Raw genomic sequence first — 15,960 nt, forward strand, 5'->3', positions numbered from 1 at the left:
TGGGAGCGGCCTTGTGTCGCGACAGGGCCGCAAGGCGGCCCCGGCAACTTATGCAGCGGCGCTGTAAAAGTGGGGCCGCTGTGCGGCCCTTTCGCGACACAAGGCCGCTCCTACAACGACCGAGAAAGCCATTCAGGCCGGTTGTGGCGCCTTGAGAATGTTCTGCAGCAACTGGACACTTTCGACGGCGTCATGGCCCAGGCTGGTCAGGTAGCCGCCATCGGGTTGATCGGTCAGCCCCTTTTCATGCAGGCGTTGCGCAGCAGAGACCAGGGTAGCGGGGGCGTTGCTGTTTATCTTGATGCCTTCCTGGCTGCTATCGTGTTTGAACAGCGCGAGTACTTCCAGTTCAGCGATCAGATCGGGGGTAAAGGACATGGCGACTCCTGACTTCCAGACAAGGATGGCGGCACTGCACACAGTGCCTGACCTAGGAGTGTAGACGGGTTATTCGTCGTCGCCTTGATCCATCTCAGGTGGCAGCTCTGGCAGCGCGCGCAAGGCGTTCTCGTACCACTCGCCGTCGAACGCGCGGTCTTCCACCAGCATGTTGTCGATCTCGAAGGCCAGCACATGGGCCATCAGGTTGAGGATGTCCTCGCGCTCGTAACCGACCAGGGTCAGCTTGTTGAAGGTGGCCTTGGCCGCAGGCGGCTCGCCGCTTTCAATCTGGTTTTCGATGGCCTGGGTCAGTGTCGCCTCGGCGAAGGCTTCGTCGTCATTGTCGATGTCGGTGGGCTCGCTCATGGCGGTACTCCTGTGATGGGATGCACAGTGTGCCACGCCCGTGGCGGCAATGCCCGGGCATTGACGGGGTGCATGACGCTGGTCAGCGGCGGGCGATCGGTCTATAAAAGCCGGGCCAACCCCTTACGGCCTGGAGGCTGTTACCTCATGCTCAAGCTCTACGGATTCTCGGTCAGCAACTACTACAACATGGTCAAGCTGGCCCTGCTGGAAAAAGGCCTGCCCTTCGAGGAAGTCACCTTCTATGGCGGCCAGGCGCCACAGGCGCTGGAAGTGAGCCCGCGGGGCAAGGTGCCGGCGCTGCAGACCGAACACGGCTACCTCAGCGAAACCAGTGTGATCCTCGACTACATCGAACAGACCCAGGGCGGCAAGCCACTGCTGCCGGCCGACCCGTTCGAGCAGGCAAAGGTGCGTGAGCTGCTCAAGGAAATCGAGTTGTACATCGAGCTGCCGGCCCGTACTTGCTATGCCGAGTCATTCTTTGGCATGTCGGTTGAGCCGTTGGTCAAAGAGAAAGCGCGTGCCGATTTGCTGGCCGGCTTTGCCACCCTCAAACGCAACGGTCGCTTTGCGCCGTTTGTGGCAGGTGAGCAGATGACGCTGGCAGACCTGATGTTCTGCTTCTCGGTCGACCTGGCGTACGCCGTGGGCAAGAAAGTGCTGAACATCGACTTGCTGGCGGAATTCCCGCAGGCCAAGGCATTGCTGCAACTGATGGGCGAGAACCCGCACATGGCGCGGATCCTGGCGGACAAGGAGGCGGCGATGCCAGCCTTCATGGAGATGATTCGTAGCGGTAAACGCTGAGTCTGGTGTTGAGCCCTTCGCGGGCACGCCCGCGAACGAGGGCGAAGCCCTCGCAATGGGCCTTAGCGCGAAGCCAGCAGGGCCTTGCCACGAACGACGGCAGCACGCACCTGCGCCGGCGCCGTACCACCAATGTGGTCACGGGCGTTCACCGAGCCTTCCAGGGTCAGCACGGCAAACACGTCCTGCTCGATCTGGTCGCTGAACTGGCGCAGTTCGTCCAGGCTCATCTCGGCCAGGTCTTTACCGGTGTCCACACCATACTTCACCGCGTGGCCAACGATTTCGTGGCAGTCACGGAACGGCAGACCACGGCGTACCAGGTAGTCGGCCAGGTCGGTCGCGGTGGAGAAACCGCGCAGGGCCGCTTCACGCATGATGGCGTGCTTTGGCTTGATCGCCGGGATCATGTCGGCAAAGGCACGCAGCGAGTCGCGCAGGGTGTCGGCAGCGTCGAACAGCGGCTCCTTGTCTTCCTGGTTGTCCTTGTTGTAGGCCAGCGGCTGGCCTTTCATCAGGGTCAGCAGACCGGTGAGGGCGCCGAACACGCGGCCGCTCTTGCCACGTACCAGCTCTGGCACGTCCGGGTTCTTTTTCTGCGGCATGATCGAGCTGCCGGTGCAGAAGCGGTCCGGCAGGTCGATGAACTGGAACTGCGCGCTGGTCCACAGCACCAGCTCTTCGGAGAAGCGCGACAGGTGCATCATCGCCACGCTGGCAGCGGCGCAGAATTCGATGGCGAAGTCACGGTCCGACACGCCGTCCAGCGAGTTGCCGGCCACGGCTTCGAAGCCCAGCAGCTTGCAGGTGAGCTCGCGGTCGATCGGGTAGGTGGTGCCCGCCAGCGCGGCGCTGCCCAGGGGCATGCGGTTGGTGCGCTTGCGGCAGTCGACCAGGCGCTCGTAGTCGCGGCTGAGCATTTCGAACCAGGCCAGCAGGTGGTGGCCGAAGGTGACCGGCTGGGCCGTCTGCAGGTGGGTGAAACCGGGCATGATGGTTTCGGCTTCACGCTCGGCCTGCTCCAGCAGGCCCTGCTGCAAGCGGGTGATTTCGGCCAGAATCAGGTCGATTTCGTCGCGCAGCCACAGGCGGATATCGGTGGCCACCTGGTCGTTGCGGCTACGGCCGGTGTGCAGCTTCTTGCCAGTGATGCCGATGCGGTCGGTCAGGCGTGCTTCGATGTTCATGTGCACGTCTTCGAGGTCGACGCGCCAGTCGAAGTTGCCGGCTTCGATTTCGCCCTGAATGGTCTTCAGGCCATCAACGATGGTGTCGCGCTCGGCATCGCTGAGCACGCCGACCTGCGCCAGCATGGTGGCATGGGCGATCGAACCCATGATGTCGTGGCGGTACAGGCGCTTGTCGAAATCGACCGAGGCGGTGAAACGGGCGACGAAGGCGTCGACGGGCTCACTGAAGCGGCCGCCCCAGGACTGATTGGTCTTGTCGGTGCTCATGGATTCACTCATTGCAGGCGTGAACGAAAAAGTGGCGCCGATAATAGCAGGGTTGGGCTGGCTGCCGCAGGGCGCCGGTCGAGAGAAATGCCCGGAAAATGGCAGAGAAGGATTTTAAGGAATGAACGGCAGTGTTCCACGGACCGTCTACAGTTGGACAAAGGACTGGCAGTGAATCTGCCGTCCGAGTGAATCTTTGGCCATCGCACCGGTCTAGAGCGTGACCGCAGTGTCGCTCGAACCACACCTGTCTACGCTATACCTGTGCGAGACTCATTCAGGAATCCAGCGCAATTATGAATGTCCTGATCGTTGATGACGAACCCCAAGGCCGTGAACGCCTCAGCCGGCTACTCGGCGAACTGGAGGGGTACACCGTGCTGGAGCCTAGCGCCACCAACGGCGAGGAGGCCCTTGCGCTGATCGAAAGCCTCAAGCCCGATGTGGTCCTGCTGGACATCGGCATGCCAGGCCTGGACGGCCTGCAGGTAGCCGCTCGCCTGTGCGAACGCGAGGCGCCGCCGGCGGTGGTGTTTTGCACCGGGGATGACGAATACGGTGCCGAGGCATTCAAGGACAGTACCCTCAGCCATGTGACCAAGCCCTTCCAGGCCCAGACGTTGCGCGATGCCTTGCGCAAGGCCGAAAAACCCAACCGCGCCCAGCTGGCGGCGCTCACCCGGCCGGCCAATGAAGGTGGCGGCCCACGTAGCCACATCAGTGCCCGCACCCGTAAAGGCATCGAGCTGATTCCTTTGCCCCAGGTGATCTATTTCATTGCCGATCACAAATACGTGACCTTGCGCCACGAGGCCGGGGAAGTGCTGCTCGACGAGCCGCTCAAAGCCCTGGAGGATGAATTTGGCGAACGCTTCGTGCGTATCCACCGCAATGCGTTGGTCGCCCGCGAGCGTATCGAACGCCTGCAACGCACCCCGCTGGGGCACTTTCAGCTCTACCTGAAAGGCCTGGACGGTGATGCCCTGACCGTCAGCCGCCGGCATGTGGCCGGCGTGCGCAAGATGATGCAGACCCTCTGATTCGGCGCCCGCATGGCAAGGGCTTTGCCCTTGTTCGCGGCTAAAGCCGCTCCCACAGGTACGGTGCCGCTCCGAAGGCAATGGTGAGCCTGTGGGAGCGGGTTCACCCGCGAAGAGGTCCTCAGCTGATCCACATCTGCTAGCGATACCGGCGATGCTGTTATCATCGGCGGCATTTCTCTGGATCGGGGCGTTCCATGTCCACTCGCGAAATCCGCATTGCCACCCGTAAAAGTGCCTTGGCCCTGTGGCAGGCCGAATACGTCAAAGCCCGCCTCGAGCAGGCCCACCCCGGTCTGTTGGTGACCCTGGTGCCCATGGTCAGCCGTGGTGACAAGCTGCTCGACGCGCCGCTGGCGAAAATCGGCGGCAAGGGCCTGTTCGTCAAGGAACTGGAAACCGCCCTGCTGGACAACGAAGCCGACATCGCCGTGCACTCGATGAAAGACGTGCCCATGGACTTCCCCGAAGGCCTGGGGCTGTTCTGCATCTGCGAGCGTGAAGACCCGCGTGATGCCTTCGTTTCCAATACCTTTGACAGCCTTGAGGCGTTGCCTGCCGGCAGCATCGTCGGCACCTCCAGCCTGCGCCGTCAGGCCCAGTTGCTGGCGCGCCGCCCGGACCTGCAAATCCGCTTCCTGCGTGGCAACGTCAACACGCGCCTGGCCAAGCTCGATGCCGGCGAGTACGACGCCATCATCCTCGCCGCCGCCGGCCTGATCCGCCTCGGCTTCGAAGACCGCATCACCGCCACCATCAGCGTCGACGACAGCCTGCCGGCTGGCGGCCAGGGCGCGGTGGGCATCGAGTGCCGCAGTGCCGACCTCGAGATCCATGCACTGCTGGCGCCGCTGCACCATGCCGACACCGCCGACCGGGTGGTGGCCGAACGCGCCCTGAACAAACACCTGAATGGCGGCTGCCAGGTGCCGATCGCCTGCTACGCGGTGCTCGAAGGCGACCAGCTGTGGCTGCGTGGCCTGGTCGGCCAGCCGAGTGGCGGCACCCTGCTGGTGGCCGAGGCCCGTGCCCCTCGCGCTGCTGCCGAGACCTTGGGCGTACAGGTGGCCGAAGACCTGCTGGGCCAAGGCGCCGAAGCCATCCTCAAGGAAGTCTACGGCGAGGCCGGCCACCCGTGAGCCAATGGCGCCTGTTGCTGACCCGGCCTGCCGAGGACTGTGCGGCACTGGCGCAAAGCCTGGCGGCAGCGGGGGTTGGCAGCAGCTGCCTGCCGCTGTTGGCGATAGAGCCTGTCACCGTGGAGGCCCCGCAACGTCTGCTGCTGGAGGACCTGCATGGCTTCCAGGCGATCATCGTGGTCAGCAAGCCGGCTGCCCGGTTGTTGCTTGAGCAACTGGCCGAAGCCCGCATGCAGCCGCCACTGCAAGGCTGGTTCACCGTGGGCGAGGCAACCGCCGCGGTGCTGCAGGGGGCGGGGCTTGAGGTAAACACTCCGCCGCGTGGCGACGACAGTGAAGCCTTGTTGGCGCTACCGGCCCTGCTTCAGGCCGTTGCCGTGCCTGCAGCGCGTGTCCTGGTCGTGCGCGGCGTCGGAGGTCGCGAACTGCTGGCAGAGCGTCTTGCAGAGCAAGGTGCTAGTGTCGAATATCTGGAACTGTATCGTCGCTGCCTGCCGGATTATCCGGCGGGCACCCTGAAGCGCCGCATCGAAGCGGAACGCCTCAATGGCCTGGTGGTCAGCAGTGGGCAGGGTTTTGAACATTTGCAGCAGCTGGCCGGCGCGGATTGGCCGCAGCTGGCACGCCTGCCGCTGTTCGTGCCCAGCCCACGGGTAGCCGAGCAAGCCAGGGCCGCAGGGGCCCAACAGGTTGTGGATTGCCGTGGCGCCAGTGCCACGGCCTTGCTGGCAGCTGTGCAGCGCAGCGCTGCACCTGCCTCTTAAGGCGCTAAGCTGAACGCGATGCGCCCCCATGCAAAGGATGGATACGTGAGCGAGACTGTCTTGTCCAATAACGATCAGCCGTCGGCACAGGCGCCGGCGGAACCCGTCACCGCGCCACCTGCCAAGCGCTCCGGCAGTGGCCTGGCAGCGCTGGCATTGCTGCTGGGTGCGGCCGGGGTGGCAGTAGGTGGCTGGGGTGTCTGGCAGGTGCGTCAACTGCAAGGCAGCGAGTTCAACCAGGGCCAGCACATCGAGGCGCTGACCCAGCGCGTCGAGGCCCTGCAGCAGCGCGAACAGCAGATCAGCGCGCAACTGGCCAGCCTGCCGGCGGCCAGCGAGCTGGAAGACCGCCGGCGCCTGGTGGCGCAATTGCAGGGCGACCAGCAGCGCCTCAGCCAGCGCCTGGAAACCGTGCTTGGCGAAAGCCGCAAGGAATGGCGCCTGGCTGAAGCCGAGCACTTGCTGCGCCTGGCTACCCTGCGCCTGTCGGCCTTGCAGGACATCACCAGTGCCAAGGCCCTGGTCGAAGGCGCCGACGAGATTCTGCGCGAGCAGAGCGACCCGGGTGCCTTCGCTGCCCGCGAGCAACTGGCACGCAGCCTGGCCACGCTCAACAGCACCCAGCAACCGGACCGTACCGGCCTGTTCCTGAAACTGGCTGCACAGCGTGAGCTGGTACAGCAGCTGAGCGCCCAGTCGCCCGAGTTCGACAGCAATGCCGATGCGCTGGGTGCCCTGACCGCCGATGGTGATGGTGCCAGCCGGCTGTCGCAGTGGTGGGCAGAAATCTCCAAGTACTTCCAGATCGACTTCAACGCCGATGAAAACGTGCGGCCCCTGCTGGCAGGGCAGCAATTGAACCAGCTGCGCCTGGCCCTGAGCCTGACCATCGAGCAGGCCCAGTGGGCGGCGCTCAATGGTGACGCCAAGGTCTACACCCAGGCGCTGGACGACGCCCGCAGCGTGCTGCTGGCGAACTTCAACGCCGACAACCCGCAAAGCAAGGCCATGCTCGACAGCCTCAATGCCCTGGCCGAGCAGCCGGTGTCGGTGGTCACCCCCGACCTCAGCGAAAGCCTGGCGGCAGTGCAGGCCTACATTCAGCGCCGTCACCTGCCGGCTGAGGCTGAAGGGGGCAAGCCATGAAGCGTGTCTACCTGCTGGCCGTACTGGCAATCGTAATCGCCGCGGCGCTGGGTATCGCGGTCGCCAAGCACAGCGGTTACGTGCTGCTTTCCTATGGCAGCTTCCGCTATCAATCGGGGCTGTGGGCGGCCCTGGCCGGGCTGCTGGCCGTGGTCGCTGTGTTGTGGCTGTTGCGGTACCTGGTCGGCCTGGTGCTGACCTCCAGCGGCGTGGTCAACCCGTGGTCGCGGCGTAACCGCAGCCGGCGCATCCGTGTGGCCATCGAACAAGGCCAGCTGGACCTCGCCGAGGGCCGCTGGGCCAGTGCCCAACGCCACCTGCACCGTGCCGCTGAGGCCGAGCGCCAACCGCTGCTCTACTACCTCGGTGCCGCACGTGCTGCCAACGAGCAAGGCCGCACCGAAGACAGCGACAACCTGCTGGAGCGCGCCCTGGAGCGTCAGCCGCAAGCAGAACTGGCCATTGCCCTGACCCATGCGCAACTGCAGATGGACCGTGGCGAAAGTGACGGCGCCCTGGAAACCCTGCTTGCCATGCAGGAACGCCACCCGCACAACAGCCAGGTGCTGCGCCTGCTGCAGCGTCTGTACCTGGCGCGCGGCGACTGGTCGGCACTGATCCGTCTGCTGCCAGACCTGCGCAAGGGCAAGGTGCTGCCGCCCGCCGAGCTGGCTGCCCTGGAGCAGCGTGCCTGGGGCCAGAACCTGAGCCTGGCCACTACCCGTGGCGAAGACGCGCAAAGTGCACGTCAGGCCCTGGAACGCGCCTGGCAGCAGTTGACCGCGGCCCAGCGCCAGGAGCCGCAACTGGTGCTGGCCTACGCCGAGCAGTTGCGCCAGGTAGGCGCCCAGAACGAAGCCGAGCAAGTGTTGCGCACCGCCCTCAAGCGTGAATACGAAAGCCACCTGGCCCGCCTCTACGGCCTGGTGCGCGGTGATGACCCGGCGCGCCAGCTGCAAACCGCCGAAGGTTGGCTGAAGGATCACCCGCAAGATGCCAGCCTGTTGCTGACCCTGGGCCGCCTGAGCCTGCAGAACCGCCTGTGGGGCAAGGCGCGTGACTACCTGGAAAGCAGCCTGCGCATGGAACGCAACCCCGAGGCCTGTGCCGAACTGGCCCGCCTGCTCGCTGGCCTGGGCGAGACCGAGCGCAGCAACCAGCTGTTCCAGGAGGGGCTTGGCCTGCTGGACGAACGCCTGTTGGCGCTGCCTTTGCCAGAAGGCGTTCGCGCCTGACCAACCCCAAAGCCCGCGCCAAGGTGCGGGCTTTGGGGGTGGGTAACTTTTCTACCGCTGCCAGTTAGATCTGCAGTCCAGTTCTTCAGTCGCCTCCTACCTTATCAGCTGAAATTTCCTACGTGATTCAGCGACTTATCGTTGCTGTCGCACCTTGAAACAAAGCCTGTCTTTCCTCTACCGTTTCAAGCCACAACATCTTCCCCGGGACTTTCACCGCCCATGCTTCCGGCCCGCTTGCGCACCTTTTTCCTTCCTGCCTGCCTGGCCGCATTGGCGGTACTGGCCCTGTCATTCCACCTGGAAAACATACTGGGGCTTATGCCGTGCCCCTTGTGCTTCAGCCAGCGGCTGTTGCTTGCCGTGTACGCCCTGCTGAGCCTGGCTGCGGTGCTGCAGGCACCGGGCGCGCGGGGTATCCACCATTACGCGCGGGCTACGCTGGGCTGCTCGCTGGCTGGCGCGGTGCTGGCGGCACGGAACGTCTGGGTACAGGGGGGCGGTGGTGCTATCCCTGTCTGCCCATTACCGATCGGGCGTGTGCTCGAGCAATCCTGGAGCGAGGCAGCGCGGCAGTTGCTGCTTGGCGGCCCGGAATGCAGCTCGCTGACCTGGAGCTTTCTCGACCTGACGCTGCCTGAGTGGAGCCTGCTGGCCTTCCTGTTGCTGGCCGTGCTGCCCCTGAGTTGCCTGCTGGCGTATCGTTTCCGCACTCTGGCAAGAAGTTGACCTGGAACAAGGCTGCGCCACTAGCGCGACCAGTGGCGGTTTGACGGGCTATTAAACACTTGTATGAACTTTGTCCGCTGCGTACCTTGATGGGCAGCACGCGCGGGAATAATCTCCCAGCACGCATACCGAAAATACAACTGCTCGATGCCGTCCTGCTGATGACACCTTTGTGCTGCGCGGTCGTGGTGCGAGGTGCAGCGGCATCTACCCAGAAGGGAAGAGATTGCCATGCTCGATAGTTGTCAGAATGCCCAGGAACGCTGGGGTGGGGTTCACGACCTGATCGACCGTTGGCTGAAGGAGCGCCAGGACCTGGTGCAGTCTTTCGGCGCACTGCGCGATTTGAAGCCAGCTTTCGCCGACAAGGACACCAACGGGGACTTTTGCGCGCTCCTGGTCGACTACGTTTCGGCGTGGCATTTCGAAGTCAGCGAACAACTGGTCAGCGAGGCCAAGGCATTTGGCGATACGCGTGGCCTGGAGCTGGCGACGCAGATCAATCCTCGCATTGATGACAGCACCCAGATTGCACTGGCCTTCAACGACCATTGCGCAAAGGGTGAGTGCACTGACCCGGAACGTTTCGCCGAGAAGCTGGCCAAGTTGGGCGCCCTGCTGCACGAGCGCTTCGAACTCGAGGATTGCCTGATCGAAGTGCTGCACAACGCGCACAAGGAAGAGGGCACAGTCGAGGCGTGAAGGTTGGCGTCAGTCGCCAACCGACAGCAGTTCGATCTCGAATACCAAGGGTGTATAGGGTGCGATCAGGTCACCCGCGCCCTCGGCGCCATAGGCTTGCGCCGACGGTATTACCAGGCGCCATTTGGCACCGGCGTGCATCATCGGCAAGGCCACCTGCCACCCTTCGATTACCGAACCCAGGCTGAACCACTGGGGCGCCTGGTTCTGGTCGAACACCGAGCCATCCGGCAGCCTGCCTACATAGCGCACCTGCACTTTGCCGCCAGCTTTTGGCTGAGCGCCAGTGCCAGGCTGCAGCTCGCTGTAGAGCACACCTTCCGGTAGTTCGCGTACCCCATAACGCCCACGTTCATTGGCCATGAAGCGTGTTTCGGCCGCCTGCAGTTTCTGCGTGGCGGCGTCACTTTCCTGCGCTTCGTGCTGTTGGAGCACGGCCTGCATACGTGCCTTGTCGAGCTTCAGGGGTTGCCCCTGATAGGACTGCTTCAGGCCTTCGACCAGTGCATCCAGTTGCAGGCCTGGCATCTCCTCGCGCAGCCGCTCGCCCAGGCTGGCGCCAAGGCTGTAGGCGAGGTCCTGGTCGTTGTTGTCGGCCATTGCAACTGGCATCAGCAGGCATAAACCTAATACAAGATATCGAAACATGGTCAGTTCCTGCGCCAATGAGCGTGGAAGTATGCCAGCGTTCGCTTTTCTGTTGTGTGCTCGCGATCCCTGTAGGAGCGGCCTTGTGTCGCGATGGGCCGCAAAGCGGCCCCGGCAATATCAGCGTGATGCACGAATCCTGGGGGGCGCTACGCTCCCCGATCGCGACACAAGGCCGCGCCTACAGGGGCTGCGCTGCAAGTCAGATAATTGCCAAATATCAGCAATGATTAATTCAGCAACTACACTTTCACGCAGCTGCAAGATAACAACTTTGCCCAGGCATGCAACGCGGCGTAAATATTACTGTCAACATGCCCTAGCGGCGGTAGCAGCAGAAGCATAGTATGAGCCGCAATCTCGTCAGCCAGGAGGTAAACCATGTCGGCCAAGAAGAAGCCAGTAAGTACGCCGTTACACCTGCTCCAGCAACTTTCGGGCAGCCTGCTCGAACACTTGGAAGATGCCTGCTCGCAAGCGCTGGCTGATGCGGAAAAACTGCTGGCCAAACTGGAAAAGCAGCGTGGCAAGGCCCAGGAAAAACTGCACAACGGTCGCCTGAAATTGCAGGACGCGGCCAAGGCAGGTAAAGCCAAGGCACAGACCAAAGCGCAAAAAGCCATTGGTGAACTTGAAGGGCTGCTCGATGCCCTCAAGGAACGTCAAACCCAGACCCGCTCTTATATCCAGCAACTCAAGCGCGACGCTCAGGACAGCCTCAAACTGGCCCAAGGTGTAGGCAAGGTTCGCGAAGCAGCCGCCAAGGCCCTTGACCAGCGCGCCGTCAAAACCACCAAGCCGGCCGCTGCCAAGCCAGCTGCCAGAGCCACTGCAGCCAAACCTGCCGCGAAGCCAGCTGCCAAAACCGCTGCTGCTGCCAAGCCTGCCGCGAAGCCAGCTGCCAAAACCGCTGCTGCAGCCAAACCTGCCGCGAAGCCAGCTGCCAAGGCTACTGCTGCTGCCAAGCCAGCCGCGAAGCCAGCTGCCAAGGCCACTGCTGCAGCCAAACCTGCCGCGAAGCCAGCTGCCAAGGCCACTGCTGCAGCCAAACCTGCCGCGAAGCCAGCTGCCAAGGCTACTGCTGCAGCCAAACCTGCCGCGAAGCCAGCTGCCAAGGCTACTGCTGCAGCCAAACCTGCCGCGAAGCCAGCTGCCAAAGCCACTGCTGCAGCCAAGCCTGCTGCCGCTGCCAAACCTGCAGCCAAGCCAGCGCCAGCCAAAGCCGCTGCCGCGAAACCAGCTGCGAAACCAGCGGCAAAGCCAGCTGCCGCCAAGGCCCCAGCACGTACGGCCGCCAAGCCAGCTGCCGCCAAGCCTGTTGCCAGCAAGCCAGCCGAAGCCAAACCTGCTACGCCAGCCGCCAGCACCCCGGCCGCAGCAACCAACTCGGCCACCCCGGCCGCTTCGGCAGCACCGTCGGCGCCCGCCAGCACCCCGGCTCAGGCACCGTCTTCGGCGTCCTGAAGCGCAGCCGCCGCGACGCGCAACTGATCCAGCGCGTCGTGGTGTGGGGCAGGGGCCGGCGCCAGCCGGGCCAGCCAGTCGTCCGTGGGCTCATGGGAGTCCGCGGGCCACTGTCGCGAACGCTCCTGCAAACGCTCCAGCAACGCCTTTTCTGCCTGTAACTCCAACCCCTTCACCTGCTCACGCAACGCCGCCAGTTGCGTATCACCCGACGCTGACGCTCGCCATTGCTGGCGCAGGCTGCGTAACGGGCCGACCACTTCTCGCTGCCAAGGCTCGGCAATGTCGTGCAGCGCTTGCGCGCGCGCGTCCAGCACGGCCACGCCACGCGCCTGCAGCCAGGCTGCGCACAGCAGCAGGCAGACATCGCCACCCTGCGCCTGGAGTTCAAGGCAGGCCGCTTCCACGCCGGGCTTGGCATACAAGGCCAGGGCGTAATTCCACAGGTCGGTGTGCATGGTTCCACTCGCGCTATGGGCCGAGGAAGCTGGTAGACTCCGCGACCATCATGATCAGACTAACCAACCTCACTTTACAGCGTGGTCCGCAGCGCTTGCTAGACGGCGCCGACATGACCCTGCACGCCGGTCACAAAGCCGGCCTGATCGGCGCCAACGGCGCCGGAAAATCCAGCCTGTTCGCCATGCTGCGCGGTGAGCTGTCGCCCGATGGTGGCGATTGCCAGCTGCCCGGCGACTGGCGCATCGCCCACATGCGCCAGGAGGTCGACACCCTCGATCGCCTGGCCGTGGACTATGTGCTTGACGGCGATGCGCGCCTGCGCAAGGTCCAGGCCGAACTGGCTGTGGCCGAGCAGGCTCACGATGGTACCGCCCTGGCACGCCTGCACAGTGAGCTGGAAGGCGCCGACGGCTATACCGCCGACGCCCGCGCACGCAAATTGCTGGCAGGCCTGGGCTTCACCAACGAGCAGATGGACCGCCGCGTCGGCGACTTCTCCGGCGGCTGGCGGATGCGCCTGAACCTGGCCCAGGCACTGATGTGCCCGTCCGACCTGCTGCTGCTCGACGAACCCACCAACCACCTCGACCTCGACGCCATCCTGTGGCTGGAAGACTGGCTCAAGGGCTACCCAGGCACACTGTTGCTGATCTCCCACGACCGTGACTTCCTCGACGCCGTGGTCGACCATGTGCTGCACGTCGAGCAGCGCAAGCTGAACCTGTACAAGGGCGGCTACTCCGCCTTCGAGCGCACCCGTGCCGAACGCCTGGCGCAGCAGCAGCAGGCCTACGAGAAGCAGCAGGCGCAGCGCGCGCACATGGAAAAGTACATCGCCCGCTTCAAGGCCCAGGCCACCAAGGCGCGCCAGGCACAAAGCCGGATCAAGGCCCTGGAGCGCATGGAGGAGCTGTCGGCGGCGCATGTCGATTCGCCGTTCGACTTCGTCTTCCGCGAGTCGCAGAAAATCTCCAGCCCGTTGCTGAGCTTGTCCGAAGGCTGCCTGGGTTATGGCGACAAGGCCATCCTCGACAAGGTCAAGCTGCAGCTCACCCCCGGTGCGCGCATTGGCCTGCTCGGGCCCAACGGCGCCGGCAAGTCGACCCTGATCAAAAACCTTGCAGGTGAGCTGGAGCCGTTGTCGGGCCGCCTGGTCCGTGGAGAGAACCTGGCGGTTGGCTACTTTGCCCAGCACCAGCTGGACTCGCTGGACGACAAGGCCAGCCCGCTGCTGCACCTGCAGCGTATTGCCCCCACCGAGCGCGAGCAGACCCTGCGCGACTTCCTCGGTGGCTTCGACTTCCATGGCGCCCGCACTGACGAGCCGGTGGTGAATTTCTCCGGTGGCGAAAAGGCCCGCCTGGCGCTGGCGCTGATTGCCTGGGAACGGCCGAATCTGCTGCTGCTCGACGAACCGACCAACCACCTCGACCTGGAAATGCGCCTGGCGCTGACCATGGCGTTGCAGGAGTTTGCCGGTGCCGTGGTGGTGGTGTCGCACGACCGTCACCTGCTCAAGAGCACGACCGACGACTTCCTGCTGGTGGCCGACGGCAAGGTCGAAACCTTCGACGGAGATCTGGACGACTACAGCCGCTGGCTGGTCGAGTACCGCCAGCGCACCGCGCCGGCAAGTACGGCCCCGGTCAACCCGGACAAGACCGACAAGAAAGCCCAGCGCCAGGCTGCTGCTGCCTTGCGCCAGCAACTGGCACCGCACAAGAAGGCTGCCGACAAGCTGGAAACCGAGCTCAACCAGGTGCACGTGCAACTGGCCGAGATCGAGACCGCGCTGGGTGATGGTGGCCTCTACGAAGCGGCTCGCAAGGACGAGTTGCGTGACCTGCTGGCGCGCCAGAGCAAGCTCAAGCAACGTGAAGGCGAGCTGGAAGAAGCCTGGATGGAAGCGCTGGAAACCCTCGAAAGCATGCAGGCCGAGCTTGAGGCGCTGTCCTGATGGAGGAACTGCGTTCGCTGCTGCCAGGGCAATGGATGGACACCTTCTGGCTGGGCTTGCAGATTCTGTTGATCCTGGTGGCGGCCTTCGTCCTGCAACGCATCGTTGCCCGGGGTTTGAGCCGCCTGGGCCAGCGTTACCCGCTGCCACCAGAACTGCTGGTACCGGTGCGTGGCGGCCTGCGCTGGCTGATCATGGGCAGCGCACTGCTGTTCGTGCTGGAGCGCCTGGGTGTTTCGGCCACCGTGCTGTGGACGGCGTTGTCCGGCTTTGTCGCGGTAGCGGCGGTGGCGTTCTTCGCCATGTGGAGCGTGCTGTCCAACCTGCTGTGCGCGGTGCTGATCTTCACGGTCGGGCCGTTTCGTATTGGTGATGTGGTCGAACTGGTCGACACCCTGGACAAGCCGGGTGTGAAAGGCCGGGTGATCGCGATCAACCTGCTGTTTACCACCCTGCTGGAAATGCCCGAAGCGGGCGGGGCGTTGGTGCAGGTGCCCAATAGCCAGTTCTTCCAGAAGTCGGTGCGGCGCTGGCGCGGGGCTGAGGTGCAGGCTCTGCACAAAGAGACAGCTGGCGAAGCTGACTAAACCTGTACCGGCCTCTTCGCGGGCACGCCCGCTCCCACAGGTATCTCGCAGGGTCTGAAACTGCACTGGTCCTGTGGGAGCGGGCGCGCCCGCGAAGAGGCCAGCACAGGCACTACAAATCCCTCAGAAATCGCTGGTTATTTTTTCACCAAAACCTTAGCTTAACGTTTTGCAACAAATGTTCGAGCGAGGTGTGTGATGTCGATGGAAGTATGGTTGGGCTTCTTTGCCGCCTGTTGGGTGATCAGCCTGTCACCCGGTGCCGGGGCGATTGCCTCGATGTCCAGCGGCCTGCAATACGGCTTCTGGCGTGGTTACTGGAACGCCCTGGGCCTGCAACTGGGCCTGATTGTGCAAATCGCCATCATTGCAGCCGGCGTCGGCGCCATCCTGGCCGCCTCGGCCACGGCCTTCCAGGTCATCAAATGGTTCGGCGTCGCCTACCTCGTCTACCTCGCCTACAAGCAATGGCGCGCCTTGCCGATGGACATGTCCGATGAGTCCGGCGTGCGCCCGATCGGCAAGCCGCTGAGCCTGGTGTTCCGTGGGTTCCTGGTTAACGTCAGCAACCCCAAGGCGCTGGTGTTCATGCTGGCGGTGCTGCCGCAGTTCATCAACCCGCATGCACCGCTGCTGCCGCAGTATGTGGCAATCACGGTGACCATGATCACCGTGGACATGCTGGTGATGGCGGGTTACACCGGGTTGGCTTCGCGGGTGTTGCGCTTGCTGCGTACGCCTAAACAGCAGAAGCGTTTGAACCGGACCTTTGCCGGGTTGTTCATCGGTGCCGCCACCTTCCTGGCGACCCTGCGCCGCGCGCCTCTCTGATAGATCGCATTTAGACCATTCGCGGGCTTGCCCGCTCCCACAGGTACGGCGCCACCTTCAGAGGCTGTTTGTTCTGGTCAAGTTTTGCCGGACACCGATTACGGTGATCAAGCTGCCTGCTGCTCCATTGCTATTGGCGACAGGTAGTTGTTATAGCTGTGGAGCCTGATTCGGTTGTATCTCATGAAGAAGCTGGTCATATCCTGCCTGGCTTCTTCAATTGCCGCGTAGCCCTTGGCGGG

The 15,960-nt window shown here is 63.7% G+C and carries 17 protein-coding genes; 12 read left to right on the top strand and 5 right to left on the bottom strand.

The features are described 5' to 3' along the window. Nucleotides 1–132: 132 nt before the first annotated feature. The gene (locus AK81_RS24155; protein ID WP_043203255.1) at nucleotides 133–378 is read right to left on the bottom strand and encodes a TIGR02647 family protein; all 246 of its coding nucleotides are present in this window, start codon (nucleotides 376–378) and stop codon (nucleotides 133–135) included. Nucleotides 379–447: 69 nt separating this feature from the next. Continuing rightward, nucleotides 448–747 (bottom strand): hypothetical protein, encoded by a 300-nt coding sequence (locus tag AK81_RS24160; RefSeq protein ID WP_043203257.1) that lies wholly within the window; start codon nucleotides 745–747, stop codon nucleotides 448–450. Nucleotides 748–894: 147 nt separating this feature from the next. Here AK81_RS24160 and AK81_RS24165 point away from each other — a divergent pair, with 147 nt between their 5' ends. Continuing rightward, nucleotides 895–1,557 (top strand): glutathione S-transferase, encoded by a 663-nt coding sequence (locus AK81_RS24165; protein WP_043203258.1) that lies wholly within the window; start codon nucleotides 895–897, stop codon nucleotides 1,555–1,557. Nucleotides 1,558–1,619: 62 nt separating this feature from the next. Here the strand turns inward: AK81_RS24165 and argH are convergent, their stop codons facing one another. After that, nucleotides 1,620–3,014, bottom strand: coding sequence for an argininosuccinate lyase (gene argH, locus AK81_RS24170; protein WP_043203259.1), 1,395 nt, complete (start codon nucleotides 3,012–3,014; stop codon nucleotides 1,620–1,622). A 296-nt stretch (nucleotides 3,015–3,310) separates the two neighbouring features. On the opposite strand from argH, the gene AK81_RS24175 reads away from it, so the two are divergent. The 7 genes from AK81_RS24175 (at nucleotide 3,311) to AK81_RS24205 (ending at nucleotide 9,769) form a co-directional block, all read left to right on the top strand. Then, entirely contained in the window at nucleotides 3,311–4,054 is a 744-nt protein-coding gene (locus tag AK81_RS24175) for a LytR/AlgR family response regulator transcription factor (protein ID WP_043203260.1), read from the top strand. Between the two features lie 197 nt (nucleotides 4,055–4,251). Then, the gene (gene hemC, locus AK81_RS24180; RefSeq protein ID WP_043203261.1) at nucleotides 4,252–5,193 is read left to right on the top strand and encodes a hydroxymethylbilane synthase; all 942 of its coding nucleotides are present in this window, start codon (nucleotides 4,252–4,254) and stop codon (nucleotides 5,191–5,193) included. Continuing rightward, nucleotides 5,190–5,957: a uroporphyrinogen-III synthase gene (locus AK81_RS24185; RefSeq protein WP_043203262.1), complete on the top strand. Its 768-nt coding sequence runs from the start codon at nucleotides 5,190–5,192 to the stop codon at nucleotides 5,955–5,957. The genes hemC and AK81_RS24185 overlap by 4 nt, the downstream gene beginning before the upstream one ends. Nucleotides 5,958–6,002: 45 nt before the next feature. After that, nucleotides 6,003–7,103, top strand: coding sequence for a uroporphyrinogen-III C-methyltransferase (locus AK81_RS24190; RefSeq protein ID WP_043203264.1), 1,101 nt, complete (start codon nucleotides 6,003–6,005; stop codon nucleotides 7,101–7,103). Further along, nucleotides 7,100–8,338 carry a heme biosynthesis protein HemY gene (locus AK81_RS24195; protein ID WP_043203268.1) on the top strand — a complete coding sequence of 413 codons (1,239 nt, stop codon included), beginning with the start codon at nucleotides 7,100–7,102 and terminating at the stop codon, nucleotides 8,336–8,338. The genes AK81_RS24190 and AK81_RS24195 overlap by 4 nt, the downstream gene beginning before the upstream one ends. 222 nt (nucleotides 8,339–8,560) lie before the next feature. Then, nucleotides 8,561–9,067, top strand: coding sequence for a disulfide bond formation protein B (locus AK81_RS24200; protein ID WP_043203271.1), 507 nt, complete (start codon nucleotides 8,561–8,563; stop codon nucleotides 9,065–9,067). A 231-nt stretch (nucleotides 9,068–9,298) separates the two neighbouring features. Next, entirely contained in the window at nucleotides 9,299–9,769 is a 471-nt protein-coding gene (locus AK81_RS24205; protein WP_043203274.1) for an Rsd/AlgQ family anti-sigma factor, read from the top strand. A 9-nt stretch (nucleotides 9,770–9,778) separates the two neighbouring features. On the opposite strand, the gene AK81_RS24210 is transcribed toward AK81_RS24205, so the two are convergent. Further along, on the bottom strand, nucleotides 9,779–10,417 hold the full coding sequence (locus AK81_RS24210; protein WP_043203276.1) for an FKBP-type peptidyl-prolyl cis-trans isomerase: 639 nt from the start codon (nucleotides 10,415–10,417) through the stop codon (nucleotides 9,779–9,781). Nucleotides 10,418–10,798: 381 nt separating this feature from the next. On the opposite strand from AK81_RS24210, the gene AK81_RS24215 reads away from it, so the two are divergent. After that, nucleotides 10,799–11,881, top strand: coding sequence for an AlgP family protein (locus tag AK81_RS24215; protein ID WP_043203279.1), 1,083 nt, complete (start codon nucleotides 10,799–10,801; stop codon nucleotides 11,879–11,881). Here AK81_RS24215 and AK81_RS24220 read toward each other — a convergent pair. Continuing rightward, complete coding sequence (locus AK81_RS24220) at nucleotides 11,857–12,339, bottom strand: TIGR02444 family protein (RefSeq protein ID WP_043203281.1); 483 nt, start codon at nucleotides 12,337–12,339, stop codon at nucleotides 11,857–11,859. The two genes, AK81_RS24215 and AK81_RS24220, sit on opposite strands and share 25 nt — an antisense overlap. 50 nt (nucleotides 12,340–12,389) lie before the next feature. Between AK81_RS24220 and AK81_RS24225 the strand changes: the two genes are divergently transcribed. The 3 genes from AK81_RS24225 to AK81_RS24235 all read left to right on the top strand — a co-directional run bounded on the left by AK81_RS24225 (nucleotide 12,390) and on the right by AK81_RS24235 (nucleotide 15,718). Beyond that, complete coding sequence (locus tag AK81_RS24225; protein WP_043203283.1) at nucleotides 12,390–14,300, top strand: ATP-binding cassette domain-containing protein; 1,911 nt, start codon at nucleotides 12,390–12,392, stop codon at nucleotides 14,298–14,300. Further along, nucleotides 14,300–14,887, top strand: coding sequence for a mechanosensitive ion channel family protein (locus AK81_RS24230; RefSeq protein ID WP_043203285.1), 588 nt, complete (start codon nucleotides 14,300–14,302; stop codon nucleotides 14,885–14,887). Before AK81_RS24225 ends, AK81_RS24230 begins: the two co-directional genes overlap by 1 nt. 198 nt (nucleotides 14,888–15,085) lie before the next feature. Beyond that, a complete protein-coding gene (locus AK81_RS24235) occupies nucleotides 15,086–15,718 on the top strand; it encodes a LysE family transporter (protein WP_019473108.1) in 633 nt (210 codons plus the stop codon). Nucleotides 15,719–15,960: the final 242 nt, after the last annotated feature.

Source organism: Pseudomonas putida W15Oct28 (genome assembly GCF_000708715.2).
GTDB lineage: Bacteria > Pseudomonadota > Gammaproteobacteria > Pseudomonadales > Pseudomonadaceae > Aquipseudomonas > Aquipseudomonas putida_R.